At 68.2% G+C, this 23,203-nt stretch carries 27 protein-coding genes; 12 read left to right on the forward strand and 15 right to left on the reverse strand.

Features of this window, described 5'->3' with window-relative positions:
• Positions 1-43: 43 nt before the first annotated feature.
• Entirely contained in the window at positions 44-970 is a 927-nt protein-coding gene (locus AC1C2S_RS04255; RefSeq protein WP_495351297.1) for a prenyltransferase/squalene oxidase repeat-containing protein, read from the forward strand.
• A gap of 107 nt (positions 971-1,077) precedes the next feature.
• Positions 1,078-1,665 (forward strand): FMN reductase, encoded by a 588-nt coding sequence (msuE, locus tag AC1C2S_RS04260; protein WP_495351298.1) that lies wholly within the window; start codon positions 1,078-1,080, stop codon positions 1,663-1,665.
• Positions 1,666-1,765: 100 nt separating this feature from the next.
• Here msuE and AC1C2S_RS04265 read toward each other — a convergent pair whose 3' ends face one another.
• Positions 1,766-2,386: an NADPH-dependent FMN reductase gene (locus AC1C2S_RS04265; protein ID WP_495351299.1), complete on the reverse strand. Its 621-nt coding sequence runs from the start codon at positions 2,384-2,386 to the stop codon at positions 1,766-1,768.
• Positions 2,387-2,536: 150 nt separating this feature from the next.
• On the opposite strand from AC1C2S_RS04265, the gene AC1C2S_RS04270 reads away from it, so the two are divergent.
• Genes AC1C2S_RS04270 through AC1C2S_RS04280 form a run of 3 tightly spaced genes read left to right on the forward strand, consistent with a single transcriptional unit; the run spans position 2,537 to position 4,083 of the window.
• Positions 2,537-2,947: a winged helix-turn-helix transcriptional regulator gene (locus tag AC1C2S_RS04270; RefSeq protein ID WP_495351300.1), complete on the forward strand. Its 411-nt coding sequence runs from the start codon at positions 2,537-2,539 to the stop codon at positions 2,945-2,947.
• A 10-nt stretch (positions 2,948-2,957) separates the two neighbouring features.
• On the forward strand, positions 2,958-3,635 hold the full coding sequence (locus AC1C2S_RS04275) for a Pr6Pr family membrane protein (protein ID WP_495351301.1): 678 nt from the start codon (positions 2,958-2,960) through the stop codon (positions 3,633-3,635).
• A gap of 10 nt (positions 3,636-3,645) precedes the next feature.
• A complete protein-coding gene (locus tag AC1C2S_RS04280; RefSeq protein ID WP_495351302.1) occupies positions 3,646-4,083 on the forward strand; it encodes a VOC family protein in 438 nt (145 codons plus the stop codon).
• Positions 4,084-4,340: 257 nt separating this feature from the next.
• Here the strand turns inward: AC1C2S_RS04280 and AC1C2S_RS04285 are convergent, their stop codons facing one another.
• Positions 4,341-5,270 (reverse strand): NADP-dependent oxidoreductase, encoded by a 930-nt coding sequence (locus AC1C2S_RS04285; protein WP_495351303.1) that lies wholly within the window; start codon positions 5,268-5,270, stop codon positions 4,341-4,343.
• 168 nt (positions 5,271-5,438) lie between these two features.
• Between AC1C2S_RS04285 and AC1C2S_RS04290 the strand changes: the two genes are divergently transcribed.
• On the forward strand, positions 5,439-5,990 hold the full coding sequence (locus AC1C2S_RS04290; protein ID WP_495353187.1) for a TetR/AcrR family transcriptional regulator: 552 nt from the start codon (positions 5,439-5,441) through the stop codon (positions 5,988-5,990).
• 178 nt (positions 5,991-6,168) lie between these two features.
• Here the strand turns inward: AC1C2S_RS04290 and AC1C2S_RS04295 are convergent, their stop codons facing one another.
• Positions 6,169-6,564, reverse strand: coding sequence for a RidA family protein (locus AC1C2S_RS04295; RefSeq protein ID WP_495351304.1), 396 nt, complete (start codon positions 6,562-6,564; stop codon positions 6,169-6,171).
• A 133-nt stretch (positions 6,565-6,697) separates the two neighbouring features.
• On the opposite strand from AC1C2S_RS04295, the gene AC1C2S_RS04300 reads away from it, so the two are divergent.
• Together AC1C2S_RS04300 and AC1C2S_RS04305 are read left to right on the forward strand one after the other, a co-directional pair.
• Positions 6,698-7,684 carry a helix-turn-helix transcriptional regulator gene (locus AC1C2S_RS04300; RefSeq protein ID WP_495351305.1) on the forward strand — a complete coding sequence of 329 codons (987 nt, stop codon included), beginning with the start codon at positions 6,698-6,700 and terminating at the stop codon, positions 7,682-7,684.
• 250 nt (positions 7,685-7,934) lie between these two features.
• The gene (locus AC1C2S_RS04305) at positions 7,935-8,234 is read left to right on the forward strand and encodes a transcriptional regulator (RefSeq protein WP_495351306.1); all 300 of its coding nucleotides are present in this window, start codon (positions 7,935-7,937) and stop codon (positions 8,232-8,234) included.
• A gap of 20 nt (positions 8,235-8,254) precedes the next feature.
• Here AC1C2S_RS04305 and AC1C2S_RS04310 read toward each other — a convergent pair whose 3' ends face one another.
• The 3 genes from AC1C2S_RS04310 to AC1C2S_RS04320 form a co-directional block, all read right to left on the reverse strand.
• Positions 8,255-9,556 (reverse strand): MFS transporter, encoded by a 1,302-nt coding sequence (locus AC1C2S_RS04310; protein WP_495351307.1) that lies wholly within the window; start codon positions 9,554-9,556, stop codon positions 8,255-8,257.
• An 84-nt stretch (positions 9,557-9,640) separates the two neighbouring features.
• Entirely contained in the window at positions 9,641-10,153 is a 513-nt protein-coding gene (locus AC1C2S_RS04315; RefSeq protein ID WP_495351308.1) for a GNAT family N-acetyltransferase, read from the reverse strand.
• 3 nt (positions 10,154-10,156) lie between these two features.
• Positions 10,157-11,029, reverse strand: coding sequence for a helix-turn-helix transcriptional regulator (locus tag AC1C2S_RS04320; protein WP_495351309.1), 873 nt, complete (start codon positions 11,027-11,029; stop codon positions 10,157-10,159).
• A 141-nt stretch (positions 11,030-11,170) separates the two neighbouring features.
• On the opposite strand from AC1C2S_RS04320, the gene AC1C2S_RS04325 reads away from it, so the two are divergent.
• Positions 11,171-11,854 (forward strand): SDR family NAD(P)-dependent oxidoreductase, encoded by a 684-nt coding sequence (locus AC1C2S_RS04325; RefSeq protein ID WP_495351310.1) that lies wholly within the window; start codon positions 11,171-11,173, stop codon positions 11,852-11,854.
• A gap of 120 nt (positions 11,855-11,974) precedes the next feature.
• On the opposite strand, the gene AC1C2S_RS04330 is transcribed toward AC1C2S_RS04325, so the two are convergent.
• Positions 11,975-12,499, reverse strand: a complete 525-nt coding sequence (locus AC1C2S_RS04330) for a MarR family winged helix-turn-helix transcriptional regulator (RefSeq protein WP_495351311.1) — start codon at positions 12,497-12,499, stop codon at positions 11,975-11,977.
• 148 nt (positions 12,500-12,647) lie between these two features.
• Between AC1C2S_RS04330 and AC1C2S_RS04335 the strand changes: the two genes are divergently transcribed.
• Positions 12,648-13,958: a SufS family cysteine desulfurase gene (locus AC1C2S_RS04335; protein ID WP_495351312.1), complete on the forward strand. Its 1,311-nt coding sequence runs from the start codon at positions 12,648-12,650 to the stop codon at positions 13,956-13,958.
• Positions 13,955-14,434, forward strand: a complete 480-nt coding sequence (gene sufU / locus AC1C2S_RS04340; RefSeq protein WP_495351313.1) for a Fe-S cluster assembly sulfur transfer protein SufU — start codon at positions 13,955-13,957, stop codon at positions 14,432-14,434. Before AC1C2S_RS04335 ends, sufU begins: the two co-directional genes overlap by 4 nt.
• A gap of 57 nt (positions 14,435-14,491) precedes the next feature.
• Here the strand turns inward: sufU and AC1C2S_RS04345 are convergent, their stop codons facing one another.
• Entirely contained in the window at positions 14,492-15,151 is a 660-nt protein-coding gene (locus tag AC1C2S_RS04345) for an NAD(P)H-dependent oxidoreductase (protein ID WP_495351314.1), read from the reverse strand.
• A gap of 90 nt (positions 15,152-15,241) precedes the next feature.
• On the opposite strand from AC1C2S_RS04345, the gene AC1C2S_RS04350 reads away from it, so the two are divergent.
• Positions 15,242-15,685, forward strand: coding sequence for a MarR family winged helix-turn-helix transcriptional regulator (locus AC1C2S_RS04350; protein ID WP_495351315.1), 444 nt, complete (start codon positions 15,242-15,244; stop codon positions 15,683-15,685).
• A gap of 284 nt (positions 15,686-15,969) precedes the next feature.
• Here AC1C2S_RS04350 and AC1C2S_RS04355 read toward each other — a convergent pair whose 3' ends face one another.
• The 7 genes from AC1C2S_RS04355 to AC1C2S_RS04385 form a co-directional block, all read right to left on the reverse strand.
• Positions 15,970-17,328, reverse strand: coding sequence for a class I SAM-dependent methyltransferase (locus tag AC1C2S_RS04355; RefSeq protein WP_495351316.1), 1,359 nt, complete (start codon positions 17,326-17,328; stop codon positions 15,970-15,972).
• On the reverse strand, positions 17,325-18,704 hold the full coding sequence (locus tag AC1C2S_RS04360; RefSeq protein ID WP_495351317.1) for an FAD-binding oxidoreductase: 1,380 nt from the start codon (positions 18,702-18,704) through the stop codon (positions 17,325-17,327). The genes AC1C2S_RS04355 and AC1C2S_RS04360 overlap by 4 nt, the downstream gene beginning before the upstream one ends.
• Before the next feature lie 73 nt (positions 18,705-18,777).
• Positions 18,778-19,587, reverse strand: coding sequence for an alpha/beta fold hydrolase (locus AC1C2S_RS04365; protein ID WP_495351318.1), 810 nt, complete (start codon positions 19,585-19,587; stop codon positions 18,778-18,780).
• A 28-nt stretch (positions 19,588-19,615) separates the two neighbouring features.
• Positions 19,616-20,596, reverse strand: coding sequence for a VOC family protein (locus AC1C2S_RS04370; RefSeq protein WP_495351319.1), 981 nt, complete (start codon positions 20,594-20,596; stop codon positions 19,616-19,618).
• On the reverse strand, positions 20,593-21,708 hold the full coding sequence (locus tag AC1C2S_RS04375) for a 4-oxalomesaconate tautomerase (protein ID WP_495351320.1): 1,116 nt from the start codon (positions 21,706-21,708) through the stop codon (positions 20,593-20,595). The genes AC1C2S_RS04370 and AC1C2S_RS04375 overlap by 4 nt, the downstream gene beginning before the upstream one ends.
• Complete coding sequence (locus tag AC1C2S_RS04380) at positions 21,705-22,502, reverse strand: DUF1932 domain-containing protein (RefSeq protein WP_495351321.1); 798 nt, start codon at positions 22,500-22,502, stop codon at positions 21,705-21,707. Before AC1C2S_RS04380 ends, AC1C2S_RS04375 begins: the two co-directional genes overlap by 4 nt.
• A complete protein-coding gene (locus tag AC1C2S_RS04385) occupies positions 22,499-23,203 on the reverse strand; it encodes a 4-carboxy-4-hydroxy-2-oxoadipate aldolase/oxaloacetate decarboxylase (RefSeq protein ID WP_495351322.1) in 705 nt (234 codons plus the stop codon). The genes AC1C2S_RS04380 and AC1C2S_RS04385 overlap by 4 nt, the downstream gene beginning before the upstream one ends.

Consider the following 23,203-nt stretch of genomic DNA (forward strand, 5'->3'; position numbering starts at 1 on the left):
TCCGTCGCTGGCCGCGCCGCGCGAAGTTCGACAGCATGGGCGCATGGATGTCACACAGTGGCTGCTCGACTCCGATCCAGCGATCCGCTGGCAGGTCATGCGAGACCTGCTCGACGCACCGCCGGGTGCGACGGCCGAGGAGCGCTCGCGCATCACGACCGAAGGCTGGGGCGCGAGGCTCCTCGCTCTGCAGCCCGACGACGGCTACTGGGGCGGCGACGAATACGGCCCGAACGGTGAGCGCACGAGCGTCACCTGGACCCTGCACCTGCTGCGCCGATTCGGCATCGATCCGGATGCCCCGCAGACTCGCTCGGCCGTGGCGCGCGTGCGCGACGGGGTGGTCTGGAGAAACTGGGACGAGCTGCCGTACTTCCACGGCGAAGTCGAGGAGTGCATCAACGGCGGTGTGCTCGCCCTGGGCACATACTTCGGCGAGCTCGGCGTGGGGAGCGACCGCATACTCGCGCTGCTGCTGAGCGAGCAGCTCGCAGACGGCGGGTGGAACTGCGAACCGCGCGAGGAGTCGGACCGGTCGTCGTTCGACTCGACACTCTGCGTGCTCGAGGGACTGCTCGCCTACGAACAGGCGGTGCCGGATGCCCCGGCCGACGTCGCGAACGCCCGTCGCCGTGGTGAGGAATACCTGCTCGAGCGAAACCTCTTCCGTCGCCGCTCGACGGGCGAGATCGTGCGCCCCCGGTATGCGAACTTCATGTTCCCGCCCTACTGGCTCTACGACGTGCTGCGCTCGCTCGACTACTTCCGCATCACGGACGACCCGCCCGACCCCCGTATCGCCGACGCGATCGAGTTGCTCCTCGTCGGGCGCGGCGACGACGGACGCTGGCCGGCCGGCGTGCCCTGGCACGGTGAGGTGCACTTCGCCGTCGACGCACCGCAGGGCGAGCCCAGTCGGTGGAACACCCTCCGCGCCTTGCGAGTGCTGCGCTGGTACGACGCTCGATGACCGTTTCACACGGTCGCCTTCGAGGTCGCATGGCGTCGTGTTGCGCCGTCTTACCCCACGCGTCGCGCGAGGTCGTGCACGGCGGCCGGTGAACCTACCGTCGTGACATGACCGCTTCAGTTTCGATCGTCGCCGTCTCCGGCAGCCTGCATTCGCCGTCGAAGACCACCGCGCTGACACAAGAGATCCTCGACGCATTCACGACCGCGCTCGCCGGCCACGTCGAGGTCGAGACTCACCTGATCGAACTCAGCGAGATCGGGCGCGAGTTCTCGGGCGCGCTCACCCGCGCCGAGCTGAGCCCCATCGCCGAAGAGGCGATTCGGCGCATCGAGTCGGCGACACTTCTCATCGTCGCGAGCCCGGTCTACCGTGCGAGCTTCACCGGGCTCTTCAAGCACGTGTTCGACTTCGTGGGGCAGTATTCGCTCATCGACAAGCCGGTGCAACTCGCCGCGACCGGGGGCAGCGACCGGCACGCCCTCATCATCGAGCACCAGTTCCGTCCGCTGTTCTCCTTCTTCCAGGCGCTCACCCTGCCGATCGGCGTCTACGCGATCGATGCCGATTTCGTCGACTACCGGGTCGAGTCCGACGCTCTGCGGGACCGCATCGGCCAGGCAGTGCAGCGAGGCGTGCCCGTCGTGCGCGGCCGGCTGCCCGACGCCGTCTCGGAGTACGTCTCCACCTGGTGACGAGCACGGGCTCGGGGGGCGCGAACCGATCGCGGCCGGAGCCCGAGGCGCGACTTCGAGGTGCGGGCCACGCCGGTTCACCCGTTGCGGCCCGCACAACTCATGCCGCCGATTCAGTCGCTTCAGCCGCGTCGACCGCTGCCGTCGCGTCGACCGCCTGGCGAGCACGAAGTTCTGCGAGCGCACCCGACCAGTCGACCAACTGATCGAACAGGGTGTCGAGCGCGTCGACCTGGCGCTGCTCGGGCTCGAGCACGGTGAAGTCCTTGAAATCGGTATAGAAGCCCAGCGCGACCTGCGAGCGCACCGTCGCCAGCTGCAGTTCGGCGGCGATGAGCCGGAGGTGCTCGACTGCGCGGGCGGCTCCGACGACGCCGTAGCCGACGAAACCGGCCGCTTTGTTGTTCCACTCCTGGTAGAGGTAGTCGATCGCGTTCTTCAGCACACCGCTCGTCGAGTGGTTGTACTCGGGGGTGACGAAGACGAAGCCGTCGAACCCGTCGATGAGGGCCGACCACCGGCGGGTGTGCTCCTGCCCGTATTGCCCCGCGGACGCGGGAATTGCCTCATCGAGGTGCGGCAGCTCGTGATCGATCAGGTCGACGAGTTCGTATTCGGCGTCCGTTCGCGCTCGAGCGCGCTCGAGCACCCAACGGCCGACCTGCTCCCCCTGGCGGCCCGGCCTGGTCGAGCCGACGATGATTGCGATACGTATGGTCATGTTCTCTCCGTTTCGTGGTGTGCCGGCAACGGGAACAGCCCGCAGCCGTCACGTGTTGTCTCTTCCGCCAACATCTGGTCGATGCGGTATATGCCGTTGATCGCATACGCACTTCGAAGTGCCTCGGGAACATGAAGGGAACAAACGCACATGAATGCGGAACACTCGCTCGGCGTCTGCGCCAATGAGCAGAACGCGCGGCCGACCCGGGAACTGCTGACCCTCGTCGGCGACAAGTGGTCGCTGCTCACGGTCGCGCGATTGACCACGGGCGCTCACCGGTTCACGCAATTGCTCGCCGCCATGCCCGGTGTATCGCATCGAATGCTCACGCGAACCCTTCGCGGCCTCGAACGCGAGGGCTTCGTCTCCCGAACCGCGTATGCGGAGTCGCCGCCGAGGGTCGAGTACGCGCTGACCCTGCTCGGCCTGGGCTTCGTCGACTCCGTGAAGGACTTCGCCGAGTGGATGGACGAGCACAGCGAGCCGATCCGGCAGAGCCGGGCCGAGTTCGCGGGTTCCCCTGCCCCAGACGGTCGTGCCCATATCGGGGCTGACTAGGCTGACCGGCATGACCCAGCGCCGCCCGGCCCCCGCCGCCGCGGTCGCAGTGGTCCGGGTTGTCGAAGGTGTGCTGTGCATTGCGGTTCTCAGTTATGCCTACGGTCTGCGCATTGCAATCGGTGACAACAACCCCTTCGACTACTTCGGATACTTCACCAACCTGACCACCGTGCTCACGAGCGTCGTGCTGATCATCACGGGCGCGGTCTCCCTGCTCGGACGACACGTTCCGAGATGGCTGTCCACCCTGCGAGGAATCGCCACCGCGTGCCTGCTCATCGTCGCGGTCGTCTACAACGTCCTCGTTCCCGGCACCGGGTCCGCACCACTCTGGGTGAGCGTCATCCTGCACATGGTGTTCCCCGCCGCAGTCGCCCTCGACTGGATGCTCGTCGGAGACCGCCCGCGTCTTCCCTGGCGGCAACTCTGGCTCGTCCTCCCATACCCGTTGCTCTGGGTGGGAGTCGTCCTCGTTCGCGGCACAACCGACGGATGGGTCCCGTACGGGTTCCTCCTTCCTGAACGAGGACTCCCCTCGCTCACCGCACACGTCGTCGGGCTCCTCGGCGCCGTGCTCGCAGCCGGCGCCCTCGTCTGGGCCGCCAGCAGACTGACCGTATTCCCGTTGGTTCACCCGCCGGGCCGGCTTGACTTGAGCACCCAAGATTCCGGGCCGGCTCGGTAGCATGCAATGCATGGCCATCAGACTTGAGAACGTCGGCATCGCTGTTCGCGACCTCGAAGCGACGATCTCCTTCTTCACCGACCTCGGTCTCACGGTCGTCGGCCGTGACACGGTCAGTGGCGAGTGGACCGACACTGCCGTCGGTCTCGATGGCAACCACGCCAACATCGCGATGCTCCAGACGCCAGACGGTCATGGTCGCATCGAGCTCTTCGAGTACATCCACCCCGAAGCGATCGAGACCAAGCCCACTCGTCCCAACGAGATCGGCATGCACCGCGTCGCCTTCTCAGTCGACGACATCGACGAAGCCCTCGAGATAGCCGCGAGGCACGGCTGCCATCCGCTTCGCGGCGTGGCGACGTATCAAGACATTTACAAGCTCACGTACCTCCACGGTCCCAGCGGCATCCTCGTGATGCTCGCCGAGGAACTGAAGAAGAGCTGACCGCCGATCAGCTCGATTCGGGGCGCAGCCCCGCGATGAGGAGTTGGACCATCCGACGCGCGTTGGAGCGGGAATCCGCACCCGCGCCGATGCAGAGGTTGCACCCGGCCGTGACGAGCGCGATCATCGGCCCCCGCACCATGGACCACTTGCACAGCCAACTCGCCGCGGACGACACCGCACTCACCTCCGACATCCTGGACGCGATCGACGCCGTCGTCGCCGGGGGCGACGAGGGCGCGGCCCATGAGGATCGGTCATGGCTGCCCGCTGATCTGAAGTACGACCTTGCCGCGGCCATGGCCCGATGCGGCGAGTTCGTGGGCTCGGGCAGCATCATCGAGGGCGAACGCGGCGCGAACGGGAACGTGCAGCCGGCCGGTGTCGGCGAGGTCGGCCGCGACGGCGAGTCCGCGGCGTCCGTCGGGGTCACCCGAGCCGGTGTACGACAAGTGGACGCCGTGCTCTTTCGCCGAGAAGTCGGCGATGGTCACGACACGGTCCGGATCGTCGGTGATGGCCACCAGATCCGAAAGCGATCCTCGCCCCGCGACATCCAAGGCCGCATCGACGCCGTTCGGAGCGAGCTTCGCCACCCGGTCGCGCAAGCCGGGGCCGTAGGTGGTGGGAAGTGCTCCGATCCCACGGAGGAAGTCGTGATTGTGGGCCGATCCGGTTCCGATCACTTGGGCGCCTCGGGCGATCGCGAGCTGAACGACGATGCTGCCCACACCGCCGGCGGCACCGTCGACGAGCAACGTCGTTCCGTCGTGGACATCGAGCAGGTCGAGCGCCCGGGTCGCCGTCTCTGCACTCGTACCGAGTACGGCAGCCTGTTCCCACGTGAGCGCTGCGGGTCTGCGCGCCCAGAACTGGAGCACCGCGTACTCCGCGGAGGCGCCGCCCAGCAACGTCAGGTCCACGGTTCCGAAGACTTCGTCTCCGGATTCGACAACAGTGACCCCCTCGCCGACCTCGTCCACGACTCCTGCTGCGTCGACTCCCGGGATGTGCGGCCACGTCAACGGTGGCCGTAGCTGGCCGGCGCGCAGCAGCGTGTCTGTCGGAGCCACCCCCGCCGTCCGGACGGCGATACGCACCTGACCCGGGCCCGCGTGCGGCTCCGCGGCAGTCCCGATGGTCAAGACGTCCGGCGAACCGAAGGTGGAGTACTGCACAGCGAACATGGGGTCGTCCTCTCAGATATTGGATCGGGCGCGACTGCACCGCACCTGGAACCTAACGCTGATGTGGAACTCGGCGTTCGTTTTCGTGCTGTACTGAGACGGGTGGACAGCACTTTGACTCGGAAGCCTCGTTCCGACGCCCGGCACAATCGTTCTCACATCCTGACGGTGGCGCGCGAGACGTTCGCTACCGAGGGGCTCGACGTGACGATGCGCGAACTGGCCCGGCGTTCTGCGCTCGGAGCCGCTACGCTCTACCGCCACTTTCCGACCCGGGAAGACCTCATCGTCGCTGCCCTTGCCGATCAGGTCCGCGAGTGTACGGAAGCGGTCGCGGATGCCGCGAGGGATTCAGACGCATGGCGAGGAATCACCACGGTCGTCCACGAGGTCTGCACCCGACAGGTACAGGACCGAGGCTTCATCGCCGCATTGCTGGGATCGGCAACGACCGGGAGAGTCTTCGCCGTGGAACGCGCCCAGAGCGTGCGCGCCCTGGCTCGACTGATGGAGCGAGCGCACCGTGACGGTGCGGTGCGTCCAGACCTGACCGTCGGAGATCTCCGACTCGTCTTGGCCGCGACGGCAACACCTCACCTCTCCGCACTCGATCCCGAGCGGGCGCGAGTCGAGGCCCGTCGACTCGCCGCTCTGCTGCTGCAGGGCATGCGCGCCCAACCCGCCGTCAGCATCGAGCCGCTGCCCACCACCACCGCGTAGCACGGCGTTGGACCATTCGAGCACCACGGTCGAAATCGCGGCGGGTTCGGCGAGCTCGAGCTGCACCCAGCCGGTCCCGACGCGGTGTGGATCTGCCAGAGAGAAGACGTGCATCACCATCCGCCCCGCTCCTCGTGCCGGTTGGGCCGGCACGAGAAGCATCAGGAGCGCGTAGGCATCACGCCACGGCGGTGCCCTCGAGCTCGACCATCTGGCCGGGCACCGCCAGCCGTGTCACCCCGAGCATCGTGGTGGTCGGCGCCACCCGCGCGGCACCCAATCGCGACGCCAGTGCCCCGTAGTGCTGGAAGAGCAGATCGACGTCGGTCGTGTAGACGTTGAGCCGCACGAGGTTCGCGAGGGACATGCCGGCCGCGCCGAGCACGGCCTCCAGGTTGTCGAGGCTCAGGGCGAGCTGTGCCGCCATGTCGCCGTCATGCTGAGGCGCGCCGTCACCGCTCATCGCGGTCTGCCCCGAGATGTACAGGGTTCGGGTGTGCCCGGAGACGATCTCCCCCTGGTTGAATCCCATCTCCACCGACCACGTCACCGGGTTCACTGCCGTTCGTTCCATTGCCACATCAGCTCCATTCGATTCATCGGATACGACCGCCCGCCGGCTCTGCAGCCGCCACCTTCGACGCCGTACTCACGAGCCTTCCAACAATTCACGACACCTTGTGTCATGTATTCGATAGCCTTTCCGCATGCGCGCCGATCGCCTGGTCTCGCTCGTGCTCCTGCTGCGACAGCGTGGTCGGTTGTCTGCGACCACGCTGGCCCGCGAGCTCGAGGTCTCCACCCGCACCGTGCTGCGCGACATCGAGGCGCTGTCGGCAGCCGGCGTGCCGGTCTACGCCGACCGTGGCCGGCACGGCGGGTTCACCCTGCTGCCCGGGTTCCGTACCGAGCTCACCGGGCTGAACCACGACGAGGCACTCGCCGTGCTGACCGCCGCATCGCGGCGTGGCGAGCAGGTCTTCGGCCTCGGCTCGGCGCTGGCTTCGGCTGTGCGCAAGGTGGTCGACGCCATGCCCGACGGCCACCTGGCCACCGCGAGCGACGCTGCCCAGCGGTTGCTCGTCGACCCCGAGGCCGATCTGCTCTCACGCCGGCTCGACGCCGACCAGATCCCCGACACGATTATGAGCGAGGTCCGACGGGCAGTGCTCGCCGGGCACCGGCTGCGCATCCACTACGCGGCGGCGGACCGCACTCCGAAGTGGCGCACGGTTGACCCGATCGGCCTCGTCACCGTGCGCGAGAAGGGATACCTGCTCGCCACGACCTCGGGCGCGGATCGCACATACCGGCTGTCCCGCATCTTGGCCGCCGAAGAACTCGCCGAACCCGCACAGCGGCCGGACAAGGTCGATCTGCACCAGGTCTGGCAGGAGCGCAGCACACGGTTCCGCACGGGTGGCGACCACGTCACAGCGCTGGTCAGCGTAGACCCCGCGCGTCGAGAGGAACTGGTGGGCACCGCCCTGACCGTCTTCGCCGAGGCATCCGACGCAGACGGCCGCCTACGGCTGGAGGTGACCTTCCAAGACTTGAGACACGCCGAATGGGCACTGTGGCAGCTCAGCACGGACGCGGAAGCCCTCGCCCCCCAATCGTTGCGCACCGCCCTGCACGACCGCGCCGCCGCGATCGCCACCCGTTACGAAGACTCGCCCTCAGTCCTGCGCTGAGACGTTGACTTTCGAGCAATCGGAGGGTTGACTTTCCAACATGGAAAACGCACCGACGGCCGCGGAGTCGCTGGCGATCGCCGGCGGAGCACGGCGTGCAGCGGTCGAACGCTTGCGGTCGCCCTGGTGGTTCTACCCGGCCCAAGGTGTCGTGCTGGGGCTGACCTGTGTCACACTGCTGCTCACGCGCGAGATATGGCCCGGGTGGCTCTCCGAACGCCCAACACGTACGCGCCGATAGACCTGCGAGATGGCAGCTCGCGCGCTACCGTTCGAACTGAACGAGATCATCCATCCCACTTGGCGTCTCGCGATCTGTGCGTTCTTGTCCGAGGTGGCGGAAGCCGAATTCGCCGCTGTCCGCGACTCGCTCCACATCAGCGACTCCTCGCTGAGCAAACATGTGTCGACCTTGCGGGAGGCCGGGTACGTGGACGTCTACAGGCTCGCCGAAGACGGCCGCCTCCGAACCTGGCTCGCCCTCACGAAAGAAGGCCGCGCGGCATACGCGTCCCATATCCGGGCGCTGCGCCGACTCACCAAAATCTGAGGCCGTCAGACGCTCCAGCCTCAGGAACGCATATCCGCGGCATCCTCATGACGAGCACTGCGCAGCGGCGAGAACGCGACGACCAGGGCCGCGACTGCGAAGATGATCGCCGCGACTCCGATCGTCAGTTGGTAGCCCAGGAAGGTGGCGAGAAGTCCCGTCAGCAATGCGCCGAAGAAGAAGACGACTCGGTTCACTGTTCGAATGGTCGAGTTCATTCGGCCCTGTATCGCGTCGGGTGCAACGGCCTGCCGGTAGCCGGTGTCATTCGCATCCTCGATGCCCATCGAAAGGCCGTAGACGAATTGCGCAGCTGAGATGACGGGCAAGAGCACGCCGAGGTCGCTCGAGGCATCGATCGGCATGACGGCGAGCACGAGCCAGGGCACGATGACGAGCGCGCGACCCAGGAGGATCGCTCGCCCCGCGCCGAGTCTCACGCCGATACGAGGCGCGAAGAGGGCACCGAGAAAGCCGCCGACTCCCCCGAATGCGAGTGCGACGCCGAATGCCCAGGGTGAAAGTTCCAGCTCCCGCAAGACGAACACTGCGAACACGGTCGACACGATGCTGTTCGCGAGGAACCAGACGTGGATGGAGAGCGCGAGCGGACGGAGGGTCCGGTGCCGATAGGTGTAGCGCATTCCTTCGACGATGTCGTGCCCGATGTGGTGTCCTCGAGCGCGGCGGGGTGGTGCAGTCTCCTCGACGTGGATGCGGGACTGGAGCACCGCCGACACTGCGTTGAGCACCGCGTCGAAGGCGAAGAGGATCGGCGCACCGAGCAGGTTGAGCAGAGCTCCCCCGAGCGCAGGGCCGGCCGTGCCGGCGACGGTCTCGCTCTGTCCGAGCCTCGCGTTGGCCATCACGAGTGAGCTTCGCGGAACGATGTGAGGAAGGAACGGTTGGGCGGCGGAGTCCGCGAAGAGCGTCAGGGTGCCGAGCATCAGGATGACGGTTGCGAGCGACCAGAAGGTGAGTGCGTCGGTGAGGAGGAGCACGGGGATCGACCCGAGAACGATCGCGCGTCCGACGCTCGTGACGACGAGAGCCCGTTGGCGCCGCCATCGGTCCATGAGCGCGCCGACGATCAAGCCGAAGAAGAGATACGGGACGACGCCGAGCGCACTCAGGATGCTGATCTCGACCGGCGTGGCGTTCAGAACCGTGACGATCAGAACCTGGAAGGCGACCGCGGCGAACGTGCCGCCGAAAGCACGGATCGTCGTGGCGCTCCAGAAGAGAGCGAAGGCTGGGAGACGGAGAACCTCGCGCGATCGATTCACGGCGCCAGAACCCGTCTGAGCTGCCACGTCGCGCACTCGCCCAGTGTACGACGGCTGCCGTCGACCCGAATGAGCGGGCTCGATCCGGGTTGTGCCCCGGAGTGCCCGCAAGCCGGCACCTCAACGGGCGTCGGTCGCGCCGTTCGCTCGCACCATCCGAATCGCCTGCACGTCGTCTTCGGCCTTGACCGCCCCGTCGGCGACGAAGCCGTGCTTTCGGTAGAAGGTTTGCGCGCGCGGGTTGGGGTCGGCGACCCAGAGGGAGGCTGGCGCGGTGCGATCGATGACTTCGTCGAGGAGCGCCGAGCCCACCCCAGACCCGTGGAACGCGGCATAAACGTAGAGGACGTACAACTGCTGCGGCCCGTCGGCGCCGTCGAGCGAGGGGCCCGACATCGCAATGCCGATCAGCTCGCCTTCATGCGAAGCAACGGCTGTCGTGTTCTGGCCGTACCGCGGATCGGTCAGGGCCGCAGCCCAGAATCTCTCGCGCCAGCTCAAGAGGCCGGGGTCGTCGAGCACGGCGTCGCTCATCACGCCCCGGTACGTTTCGCGCCAGGTCTCCACATGAACTTTCGCCATGCTCGGTGCGTCGGCCGGTTCGGCGCGACGCACGGCGAAATCGATCGTCATTGCTCAACGGTACTGACCGCCCACGCTCTTCCTGATCTCGTGCGGGATCACTGGGGTGGGCAGAGCTGCAGAAGCGAGGAGAGCCAGCTTGTCCGCATCGCTGGATCCGAGATCCGGGTGGAATACGACGAGCATCAGCCCGTCGGCACCGGCGATGCTCATTCGCTCTCGGTTGAGGGTCAGTTCGCCGACCTGCGGGTGGTCGAACTGCATGATGCCTCCGGTCTGTCCCCGCACTTCGTGTCGTGCCCAAAGCTGGCGGAACCGAGGGCTTGCCAGCGTGAGCTCGCCGGTGAGTTCGATGAAGCGGGGGTCGTCGACGTCGTTCCCGACGGCCTGCCGGAGGTTGGCGATGAGGCATTCCGTGACGTTCGTCCACTCCGGGTACAGCGCTTGGCCTGCTGGGTCGAGGAACATGTCCCGCAGCTGGTTGCCGCCGACGGCCAGGCGGGGGTCGACTGCGCGGGCCAGCGGGTTGGAAGCCAGGACGTCGAAGTAGCGGTCCTCGATGAACGCGGGTTGGGCGAGAGCCGCCAGCAGCTTCAGGGCGCCCGCTGGCGCGGTCTGCTTGCGCGGTCGGCGTCTGCGCTGCCGAGGAATCTCTGCGACGAGGGTGAGGAGGTGAGCGAAGTGGTCGTCGTCGAGGTGAAGAACGCGGGCGATCGATTCGAGCACTTGCGGGGATGGGTTTCGGTCGCGGCCACGTTCCAACCGCAGATAGTAGTCCGCGCTGATGCCCGCGAGCATGGCGACTTCCTCCCGCCGCAGCCCCGGCACCCGCCGTGCACCACCGTCGGGGATACCGACCAGCTGCGGTGTCACCAGCTCGCGTCGTGCTCGAAGGAATACCCCGAGAGCGTTCACCGACTTGTCCATGCGACAACTCTAGGTCGGCCTGGTGGCCGGAGGGAGGGCCCTGCCAGGCCCCGGTCTCGAGGGGGCTCTGGGTGAGCGCCACGGCCGCTTCTACGCTGCCGGAAGGGGCTCTTCGGGCCCGCACCATTCGAGAGGACAGACATGACCGTCGCATTGATCACAGGGGCCAACAGAGGCATCGGCTTCGAGACCGCGAAGCAGCTGCTGGAGATGGGTCACACCGTTTACCTCGGCGCTCGTGATGCCGAACGAGGCGAGCGCGCCGCGGCAACGCTCGGAGCACGTTTCGTACAACTCGACGTCACCGACGATGCATCCGTGTCGAGTGCGCTGGCGGTGATCGACGCGGCGGAGGGGCACCTCGACGTCCTCGTGCACAACGCCGGTGTGCTGGACACCGCACTCGACGGCCCGTCTGCCCTGCGCTCGTTCGACACGAACGCAGTGGGCATCGTGCGTGTCACGGAGGCCGCCCTGCCCCTGCTCCGCCGCTCGTCGAACCCGAACGTCGTCACCATCTCGAGCAGTGCTGGATCGTTCTGGGCGGTCACCAACCCGGAACGGCCCGAATTCCAGCTGCCGCTCGCGCTGTACTCAGCGTCCAAGACCGCAGCGACCATGCTCACCGTCCACTACGCGAAGGCGCAGCCAGGCATCAAGTTCAACGCCATCGAGCCCGGCACCACCGCCACCGACATGACCGCTGCGTTCGGCATCGGTCGATCGGTCGAGGAGACCGCGCGGGTCGTCGCGCGGTGGGCGACCCTGCGCGTGGACGGCCCGACCGGAACCTTCCAGGACGAAGCGGGCGAACTGAGGTGGTGAGTACACCGACTTCGTCGAACCGGTACTGAACGACGGGCCGGCGGGGGCTCAGCCGAGGCGGGCATCGACGCGGCCTCGACGAAACCGCCCGGCAGTCACGAGCAGCGCGGCGGTCCCGCCTCAGTCGCGTTCGTGCCCGAGGCGTCGCAGCAGCGCGGCCAGGGTCGCCTGCTCTTCACGACTGAGCCCGCGCAATTCCTCGGCCTCCCGCTCGGCGAGCAGCCGCATGGCATCATCCACGCGCGTCGCCCCGTCGGGCGTGAGGCGAACGAGCACGCTGCGCCCGTCGCGCGGGTTGGGCCGTCGCTCGACGAGACCGCGCCGGGAGAGGTTGTCGAGTCGGTTCGTCATCGCCGCGCTGCCGATCATGGTCGCCTCGATGAGCTGCGCCGGGCTGAACTCGTGCGGGGGCTCGGTGCGGCGAAGCGCGGCGAGGACGTCGAACTCCCACGCCGCGAGCCCCGCACCGCTGAAGGCACTGGCTCGCAGACGGCCGAGGCGGTTCGCCACGCGACGCAGGCGCGACATCACATCGAGCGGAGTCAGGTCGACGCCGGGCAATCGGCGCGACCACGCGTCGATGAGCAGATCGACCTCGTCGTCGCGATCATCACGGTCATCGCGCTCACTCACGCTCCGGGGCATGGTTTCACGGTATCCCGCCGAGGTCTCGCGAGCCCACTCCCCTGCCGGTCCGTCCGTTCGAGTCCGGTCTATTCGGGTTCACGGCGATGACCGCCGAAAACTGCGTCAGACTGGAAGGTAGCCGCCACGTGGATCCGCCCGCGTCGGCATGCCGGGAGGAACCGTGACCCTCGATCGAACGACGACCATCGACGGTCTGCTGCCTGCAGAACTCCGGCAGGATTTCCCCTACCTCGCGCAGGAGCTCAACGGGCATCCGCTCGCGTACCTCGACTCGGGCGCGACCGCGCAGCGACCGCTCGCGGTGCTCGATGCCGAACGCAATTATCTCGAGCACTCGAACGCTGCGGTGCACCGTGGCGCGAGCACCCTCGTCGGCACCTCGACGACCGCGTTCGAGGACGCCCGCGAGACGGTGGCCCGGTTCGTGGGCGCAGGCGCGCGAGAGATCGTCTGGGCCCTGAACGCGACCGATGCGATCAACATGGTCGCGCTCGGCATGGCGGATGCCGCGGCCGGCCTCGGCGGGCCCGAAGCCGACCTCTTCATGCTCGGCACCGACGACGAGATCGTGGTCACCGAGGCAGAGCACCACGCCGACCTCATCCCATGGCAGCGGCTCGCGGCGAAGACCGGCGCGAAGCTGCGCTGGATCCCCGTCGCGGATGACGGGACGTGGTCGATCGACGACGCGGCATCCGTCATCGGACCGCGCACGCGGCTCGTCGCCTTCGCGCACGTCTCCAATGTCACGGGCTTCATCGCGCCCGTCGCCGAGGTCGTCGAGCTCGCCCACCGCCACGGCGCGCTCGTCATGCTCGACGCGTGCCAGTCGGTGCCGCATCGCCCGACCGACTTCGCCGAGCTCGGAGTCGACTTCGCGGCGTTCTCGGGCCACAAGATGCTCGGCCCGACGGGCATCGGTGTGCTCTACGGCCGCGAGCACCTGCTCGACGCGCTGCCGCCGGCCCGCACCGGCGGATCGACGATCACGACCGTGACGATGGAGTCGGCATCCTTCCTGCCCTCGCCGCAGCGCTTCGAGGCCGGCACGCAGCCGGTGTCGCAGGCGGTCGCGCTGGCCGAGGCGGTGCGCTACCTCGACGCGCTCGGCATGCAGCGGGTGCACGCACACGAGACGTCGCTCGCCGAGCTTCTCGTCGAGGAGACGGCGCGGATCGCCGGCGTGCGGCTCGTCGGGCCGGCGCCCGGCATCGAGCGCGCGGCCTTGGCGAGCGTCGACGTGCCAGGCGTGCACGCGCACGACGTCGGCCAATTCCTCGATTCGCAGGGCATCGCCGTGCGTGTCGGCCACCACTGCGCCCAGCCGCTGCATCGGCGTCTCGGCCTGCGCGCGACGACGCGTGCGAGCACCTATGTCTACACGACGACCGACGAGATCCACCGCTTCGCCGCGGCGCTCGGTGAGGTGCCCGGATTCTTCGGGGTGGGCGCATGAGCGACCTGTCGGGCCTGTATCAAGAGCTCATCCTCGACCACTCACGTCGCCGGCTGGGCGACGGCGAGCTGGCCGAGCCGCACGCCACCCACCACGAGCTCAACCCCACGTGCGGCGATGAGATCACCGTCGGCATCCGCCTCGATGCATCCGGTACCGTGCTCGAAGAGATCGGCTGGACCGGCGACGGATGCAGCATCTCGATGGCCTCGGCGTCGGCCATGACCGAGCTCGCGGCAGGCGCCGACCTCGACCGGGCGCGGCAGCTCATCGACGGGTTCCGCTCGATGATGCGCTCGCAGGGCGCCGGCGAGCCCGACGAAGAGCTGCTCGGCGACGCGATCGCCTTCCACGGCGTCTCGAAGTACGTCATGCGCGTGAAGTGCGCGATGCTCGCGTGGGTCGCGCTCGAGGCCGCCGTCGCGGCGGCGGCCGCGAGCGCGACACCCGCAGCGCAGACTGAACACCGCGCATAGCGAGGGGCGAACTCAGCGATCAGCGAACGGATGCGGCGGCGCTGATGACTCGGCGACTCAGCGTGACAGCGCGCCAACGGCATCGGCGACGGGACTCAGGGCTGCGAACCGTTCCTTTGTCTGCTGCAGCAGGCGCTCACGCTCCTCGGCGGTATTCTCGGTGATCGAGGCGTAGTTGACCCAGCGCAGGTTCTTGACGCCGATCTTTCCGAAGGTCCCTTTGAACAGGATCTTCGTGAGGGGGTCACGGTACCACCAGCGATAGGCCTTGTCGGGAGTGGTCATGATCGAGAGCACCGTCACGCCGCCCAGCCTGGTCATCAGGTTGCGGAACGGATTCCCCTTCGCATCGGGGAGTTCCTCGAAGACGATCCCCTTGGTCAGCACTCGGTCGAGAAAGCCTTTGGTCGACGCCGGCATCGCCTCCCACCACACGGGGAAGGCGAAGACCAGGTGGTCGGCCAGCATCAGCCGCTCCTGGTAGTCGGCGACGACTGGGTCGACGACCTGCTTCAGGCGCCAGGCCACGAGATCGTCGCGGCTCATGACGGGGTCGAATCCGTCGGCTGCCAGGTCGACGAGGTCGACCTCGTGCCCGGCCCTGCGTGCGCCGCGCATCGCTGCCTCCGCCACGGCCGCCGTGAAGCTGCGCCGATGCGGCACGTTTTCGGCGGACTCGATCGTGTACGGGTGGTCCAGAACGAACATGATCCGCATGGGGAGCGCCTTCTTCCACATCGTTGGTTTCTCACTCAACCGTTGCATAGGCAACGGTCGCTTGTCAAACGATTAGGTAGGATGCATGCCATGGACAAGGTGGATCTGCCCGACGAGCAGGCGCAGCTCGCGTACCTCATCCGTCGAGTTGCGGGGCTACTCGATCGAAGCGGCGACGCGCTGTTCCGTCGGGAACTCGACGTGACGATGGCGCAGTTCCTCGTTCTGAGCGTCGTGGATGCGCATCCCGGTCCGCTCAACCAGCAGGCCATCGCCGATCGACTCGGCCTCACGAAGGGCACGGTCAGCCGTCAGATCGAGCAAGCCGTTGCGGCAGGGCTCATGAACGTGGAGACCAGCGCGCACAATCGGCGGGAGAACATCCTGAGCCTCACCGCTGAAGGCACCGCGCTGATGCGTCGCGGCGATGCGCTCTTCGAGCAGACGCGTCGCGACAACCTGCCCGCTCCCGACCCGTCCGACCTGCGGGCCGCACTGCGGATCCTGAATCAACTGAACGAGGCCCTGAGCTGACGACCGGCGCTCGCGCCCTCACGAGGTCACGTCTGAGCTGCTCGACGGCGAGCAACGCGTTCGACAGGTGGAACGACTGCTGCAGCAGCGTCGGCGAGAAATCATCCAGGGGTACGAGAGAGATCTCGATCTCGTCGTTCTCGTCCAAGGCCTGAGGTGCAACGCCGTAGACCTCCGACAGTAATCCGCCCGAACCTTCATCCATCGGTCGTCGACGACCCGACTCGAACGTTCGATGCTCCAGGGTTGAAGCGACACTGTGCTCCTCCGCCAGTCCGGAAGCCCTACGGAGTCCACCACGGTCGCAGCGGCAGATCGCCGTTGCCGCCGCGCTCGTCGGGGTTGACCGCGAGCACCTGGTGCAGCTGGATGCCGCCGCTCTCGAAGGCGAGTCGGGAACCGGCCATGTACAGGCCCCACACCTTCGCTGTCGGCAGCCCGACCTCGGCCACAGCTTCGTCCCAGTGGGCGACGAGGTTGGCGCACCAGTCGCGCAGCGTCAGCGCGTAGTGGGGGCGCAGGTTCTCCTCGTGCAACACCTCGAAGCCGACATCCTGAGCCTCGGTGATGATGCGGCCCGAGCCGGTGAGTTCGCCGTCGGGGAAGACGTACCTGTCGATGAAGCCGCGGGTCGACGGTTCGGACTGGTTGTCAGGACGAGTGATGCAGTGGTTGAGCAGCAGCCCGCCGTCACGCAGCCTCGACTGCAGAAAGCCGAAGTACGAGGCGTAGTTGCGCACGCCGATGTGCTCGAGCAGCCCGATCGACGACACCGCGTCGAAGCCGGTCTCGGCGATGTCACGGTAGTCGCCGTAGCGAACCTCGGCGAGCTCGGAGAGCCCCTCCGCGGCGATGGCCTGCTGCGCCCATGCCGTCTGCTCTCGCGACAGGGTCACTCCGGTGGCCCGCACTCCGCGCCGCGCGGCGTAGCGCACCATGCCGCCCCACCCGCAGCCGACGTCGAGCAGCCGGTCGCCCGGCTTCAGCCGCAGCTTCTCGAACACGAGTCGGTACTTGTTCTCTTGCGCCTCGTCGAGCGATGCGTCGGGCTGCGGATAGCACGCGCACGTGTACGTCATCGAGGGGCCGAGCACCCACTCGTAGAAGGTGTTCGACACGTCGTAGTGGTGGTGGATCGCCTCGGCATCGCGGCTCTTGCTGTGCCGAAGCCCCTCGGCGACACGTCGCCATCGGGGCGGCACCTCTTGCGGCGGCGGCGCGATCGGCCGCAGGTGTTCGACGCCGATGGAGCGGACGATGCGGGCCATCATCCGCGGTGGCGGAAGCTTGAAGACCAGCTCGTCGGCCAGCGCCTTGAGCAGCACATACGGGTCGCCGGGGTGCACGCCGTGCACTTCGAGATCGCCCGCGATGTAGGCGCGGGCGAGGCCGAGGTCGCCGCGCCCGGTCGCGAGATACGTCGTGCCCCGCGGCGTCTTCAGCTCGAGCCCGAGTTCGGCGTCGGGCGGCCCTGCCGAACTCCCGTCGTAGGCGGTGAACCTCAGCGGGAGCCGACCTGCGACGACGATCTCGAGGATCTCGGCGAGGGTGAGCTTCGCCGACGGGTCCGGCGCGTTCGCGGCATCCGATATCGCCGGCGTTTCAGCCTGCTTCACCGGCGCCTGTCCTTTGGTCGTGGTCATCGTCGTTGCACCGCCTTCGCATAGAGATCGAGCAGACGTGAGTCGGGGTCGTACCGCCGCTTCACGGCCGAATAGTCATCGCCGCCGTAGAGCTCGTCGAACTCTTCCGGCGAATAGTACGAGTCGGAGTACAACGACTTGTGTCCGTCGAGCGCGCTCACCTCACGCTCGATCAGGCGATTCGTCTCCCCGTCGACGGAGCCGACGGGCACCGTAGACCAGAAGCCGACGTTGACGTAGCTCTGCTGCGGTCGAAGCGGGTAGAGCGGCCAGTCGCGGTCGCCCCGCAGCCGCAGCGGGCACAGCCAGATCGGCTCGATCGGCACCTTCGCGAGGAACCACTCCAAGAACTCGACGGTGCGCCCGATCGGTACCTCGACGTCTTGGATCACGCGTTCGCGCGCTGGGCGCCCCTTGAGTTTCTCGAGGCGATCGCCGAGGTCGAATCGTCGTTCGAGGCGCATGAGCTTCGCGTACGACCTGCTGCGCCGGTACCGCCGAGGCCAGAATGGGCGAATCAGCGGATGCTGCGCGCCGAACGCCTGCGAGCACCAGAACCAGTCGGCGTCCCAGCGCCACAGGTAGTCGTGAACGGTGAGGCGATCGTGCTTCGCTCCGTCGTCGTGCTGGATGGAGCGATAGTAGATCTGCTGGCGGGTGTAGTCGCTGACGGGGCCGGATGTCGCGGTCTGCGTGCCGACGCACAGGTAGCTCTCCTCGGCGCTGAACACGACGCCGTCGAGGTAGTCGACGGGAACCCCGTCGAGGCGACCGGTTTCGATGATGCGGTCCATCGCCGCGACGAGCTCGGCGAGGGCGTGGAATCGCAGGTGCGTGAGCGCGACGAACGGTTCGATCGGCTCGAGTTCGATGCGCAGGCGCACCGCGTAGCCGAGCGTGCCGTATGAGTTCGGGAAGGCGCGGAACAGCTCGGCGTGCTCGAGCGGTGACGCCGTCAGCACCTCTCCGCCGCCCGTGAGGATGTCCATTTCGAGCACCGACTCGTGCGGCAGGCCGTTGCGGAACGACGTCGACTCGATGCCGAGACCCGTCACCGCTCCGCCGAGGGTGATCGTCTTCAGCTGCGGCACGACGAGTGGTGCCAGTCCGTGCGGCAGCGTCGCGGCCACGAGGTCTTCGTAGGTGCACATGCCCGCCACGTCGGCCGTACGCGTTTCGGGGTCGACCGCGATGACGTGCGTCAGTCCGGAGGTGTCGAGGCCCGGGGCATCCGTCGCCGCCCTCGACCGGAAGAGGTTCGACGTGCGCTTCGCGAGTCGTACCGGTGCCCCCGGCGGCACCGCCCGGTAGCTCTCGAGCAGGCGCTCGACGCCGTCGGCGTGAGTGGCGCGTGCATCGGTCGCAGGAGCGGACACGTCTCCACGTTAGTCCGCGCGCGGATTCGCCGCATCGTGCATCGGGTGTGCTCCATCGGCATCGGCACGCTGCTCAGGCACCGGCCGCCGCACGCGTGAAGAATTCGAGCGCGGCCTTTTTGAACACGCGTGACCCCGGTGCATTGAAGTGGTGACGCCGGGGCAGTTCGACGAAGGTGCCGTCGGGTGTGGACGCCGCCAGTTGCTTCGACTGCTCGAAGATCGCGTCGTCGCTGCCGGTCGCGAACAGGATCGGCTGCATCGGCGGATGCGCCACGTCGGGGTCGGCGTCGCCGAAGCGCATGCCCTCGGCGAGCGCGATGAGCGCCCCGAGGTCGTTGCCCGCGACCCGTTCGGCGAGCGTGATGTAGTTGCGGGTGACCGGGTCTTCGACCGGCGTGCCGTGCTCGGCGTAGGCGCGCGCCTGCTCGATCTGCAACCGAGCGAGCGGGCGCCCGTCGGGAATGCCGCCGAGCACCGCACGCTCGACATGTTGGGGCAGCTGCACCGCAACCTGCCAACCGACCCGCGCCCCGAGCGAATAGCCGGCGAAGAGCACCGTGTCGAGCAGGTAGGTGTCGAGCACGACCGCGATGTCGTTCACGAACGCGTCCATGCCGTAGGCGGATGCCTGCTGCGGCTTGGCGCTCGCCCCGTGGCCGCGCTGGTCGATGCCGAGCACGCGGAACCCGGCACGCGTGAGATCGCGCACCCACCCCGTGTTCACCCAGTTGTCGCGGCAGCTCGAGGCGAACCCGTGCACGCACAGCACCGTCGGCGCATCGTCGTCACCCCAGAGGTAGGTGGCGATGCGGATGCCGTCGGCCGACAAGACGTACTTCGGCGACGGCATCTCGGTCAGGGGCGGTATCGCTGCATCCATGTCAGCCATTCTCGCCGTCTTCGAGGCGTCACACGATGGGCGTGCCGTGCGTGTGAAACGTCTCGATCGTCTGCAGACCCCAGGCCTGGCCCTTGGCGCGTTCGGCGGCGGTCCAGCTGATGGTCTTCCAGTCGGGGGCGAGGATGACGCGGGCGCCGGCGTTGCACAACTCGATCCGGTTGCCGCCGGGCTCCCAGACGTAGAGGAAGAAGGTCTGCTGGATGGCGTGCTTGTGCGGCCCGGTCTCGATGTGGATGCCCGCCTCGAGGAACACGTCGGCAGCGCGGAGGATGTCTTCGCGGGTGTCGGTCGCGAAGGCCACGTGGTGCAGTCGCCCGTGCGACCCGGTCCAATCGTCGGTGTACACGAGGTCGTAGGTCTTGTTGCCGAGATTGAACCAGACGGCGCTGGGTTCGCCGTCGTCGGTCACGATGCGCTCGGTACAGCGGGCGCCGAGCACGCCGCCGAGGAACTCGGCCGTCTCGGGCACGTTCCCGGTCAGGTAGTTCACGTGGTCGATGCGGCGCACGTTCGCGCCCCGGCCGGGGAAGGCGGCCGCCTGGTTCTTCAGCGCAGGCGTGTCGGTCTCGTCGGCCTCGTACCAGTCGACATCCCAGTACAGCCCCATCGGGTGCCCGTCGGGGTCGTCGAACAGCAGCACTTCGCCGACGCCCCGCACCGAGTCGTCCGTGCCGCGCGCGAGCCCGGCGGACGCAATGCGTTCCCACACACGCTCGACCGCCTGCGGGCTCGCGCCGCGGAGGTAGGTGCGCCCGATGCCCGGCTGCTCCCGCTCGATGAGCCGCACGGTGTACGACTGGTAGTCGTCCCACGCATGCAGGTACACGGATGTCTCGTCGCGGGCCACCTCGCGCATCGCCATGAGATCGACGAAGAAGTCGCGGCTCGCTTCGAGCACGGGCGTGTAGAGCTCGATGGGGCCGATGTGGGCGATGTCGCGACGCATTTCGGGATCGTGCGTCAGGCGCGGGGTTGCATGCTCGTTCACGTGGCTCCTTCGTCGGGCGCGTCAGCGTCGGCGTCGGCGCGCGGGGCGACGGCTGTCGTTTGCTGTGGGCGGGGCCAAACCTGCCCGTCCATGATCTTGCGGGCGGTGCGCACGAGCGTACTGCGGGCGACGGACGTCGCCGCTCCGGCGCCCGCCAGTTCGACATCGACCTCGAGCGCGCCAGTCGGATGCTCCACTCGGCACGGGCCCGAAGCGGGTGCGTCGACGGTCGCGATCGTGCCTTCGGCGAGGCATCCGACGGCGACCGAGACGGCGCCGAGAACGCCGATCGCCTCGTGCACGCGATGCGGAATGAAGGTGCGCGTGGTCACGAGGCCGCCGTGGCGTGCGGGCGAGACGATCGTGAGCTTCGGCACCGTCGAGTCGCGCACTTCGCCGAGACCCATGGCTCGGCCGGCGGCGAGCCGGATCCGCTCGAGGCGGCGGCGGAGGTCGTCGTTCGCTTCGAGTTCAGCGGGCGACTCGTCGCCGTCGAGGCCCAGGTCGGATGCGCGGAGGAGCACGACCGGCATGCCGGCGTCGACGCACGTCACGTCGATGCCGTCGAAACGGTCGACGAGCCGCCCGGTCGGGAACGCGGGCCGGCCGTCGCCCGGGAAGTCGAGCGGAATCGCGGCCGCGGGGAACGGCGCGCCCGCCATCTCGGTGTCGCCGTCGTAGCGCACCGCGCCGCCCGGGGTCGCCACACGGGCCACGACGATGCTCGGAGTCGGGTTCACGATGCGGATGCGCACCTCGGTCTCCTCGCCGCCTGCCGCCACGAGCCCGCGCTCGATCGCGAACGGCCCCACGCCCGCGAGGAGGTTGCCGCAGGTCTGCCGATCGCTGATGATCGGCCGGTCGGGCACCACCTGGAGGAAGAGGTAGTCGACATCCGCGTCGGGATGCGTCGACGGGCCGACCACGGCGACCTTGCTCGTCAGCGGGTGCGCCCCGCCGAGCCCGTCGATCTGGCGCGGGTCGGGCGAACCCATCACCCGGAGCAGTAGGTCATCACGCTCGGCGTCGTCGTCGGGAAGGTCCGAGGCGAGGAAGTAGGCGCCCTTCGAGGTGCCGCCGCGCATCAGCATGCACCGGATGCCGTCGGTCACAGGTGCCCTCCGTTCGGAACCCCGTCGCTCGCGACGGAGCGGAGCACCTCGGCCACGGCGCGCGCGATGTCGGCACGGCCGCCCTCCGCCTCGACCATCTCGGCCGCCGCCGTCATCTCCTCGACGCGCCGCCCGCTGTGCAGCCGGGTGCCGTCGAGCAGGCCCGCGAGCGTCGGCCGATCCAGCCGCTCGAGGGTCTCGACGAGATGCTCGCCGAACCAGTCGGAGAGCCCCTGCGCCTCGGCCGCGCGGAGCGATTCGATCATCACACCCGTGAGTCCCTTGACGAGGAGGCTGCGCAGCAGCTTTCGAGCAGCGGATGTCCCGGCGGGGCCGTCGAGCACCTCGACCGGGTAGCCCGCTTCGCCGAGGATGGCACGCAGCGCCTCGGTCGCGACCGGTTCGCCGGAGACGAGCACCGGCGTGCGGTCGGCACCGCGACGGACCGGCGCCATGATCGCCGCGTCGGCGAACCGGATGCCGGCGGCCGCCGCACGTGCCGCGAGCTCCGCCTTCGCGCGCGGCCCGGCGGTGGCGAAGTCGGCGTGCACGGCGGATCGCGGCGCTGCGGCGATGGTGGTCGCGAGTGCGTCCGCGCTGTGCGCGGCGGTCGTGAAGGCGAGCACGGCGTCTGCGTCTGCGACGGCCTCCTCGCCGGACGCCGCGATTCGCACACCGTCGACCGCGTCCGTCGCGAACGGGTCCCACCCGGTCACCACGGCCTGGGCCGAGAGCGAGTTCGCGAACGCACGACCCGCCTCGCCGAGGCCGAGCACCGTGATTCGGCTGCTCATCGATCGGTGCCTTCCGGAAGACGGTCCACGTAGGCGACGCCGAGTTCGGCCAAGAGGGGTCGCAGCTCGTACAGGTCGACCCCGAGGGTTCCCGACGCGAGCGTGGCTCGCTTGGCCTCCTCGTTCGCTCGGCGGCGGTCCGCGGCATCCGCCACCTCGACGCCACGTCGGATCGGCAACGCGACCACGCCGTCGTCGTCAGCCACGATGATGTCGCCGGGGTGTACGGCCTGGCCCGCGATCACGACGGGCACGTTGACCGATCCCGGGCTCGCCTTGACCGTGCCCTGGGCGTGCACGGCGCGCGACCACACCGGGAAGCCCATCTCGCGCAGGGTCGCGATGTCGCGCACGCCGGCGTCGATCACGAGGCCGACCACGCCGCGGGAACGCAGCGAGGTGGCGAGCAGATCGCCGAACATGCCGTCGGTCGACCCGCTCGTCGTCGCGACGACCAGCACGTCACCGGGCCGGCACACCTCGACGGCAGCGTGGATCATGAGGTTGTCGCCGGGGTGACTGAGCACGGTGACGGCCGAGCCGCCGACCGACGCGCCCGGAAGCCGCGCCGTGATCCGCGGCCCGACGAGGCCGACGCGGCCCGCCGCCTCGTGGACGCTCGCGACTCCGGCGTCGGCGAGGCGTTCGATCACCTCCGCCGGTGCACGGTCGATGTCGCGGACGACGTAGTGTCGGCTCAT

The sequence above is a fragment of the Agromyces sp. Y782 genome (genome assembly GCF_059445405.1).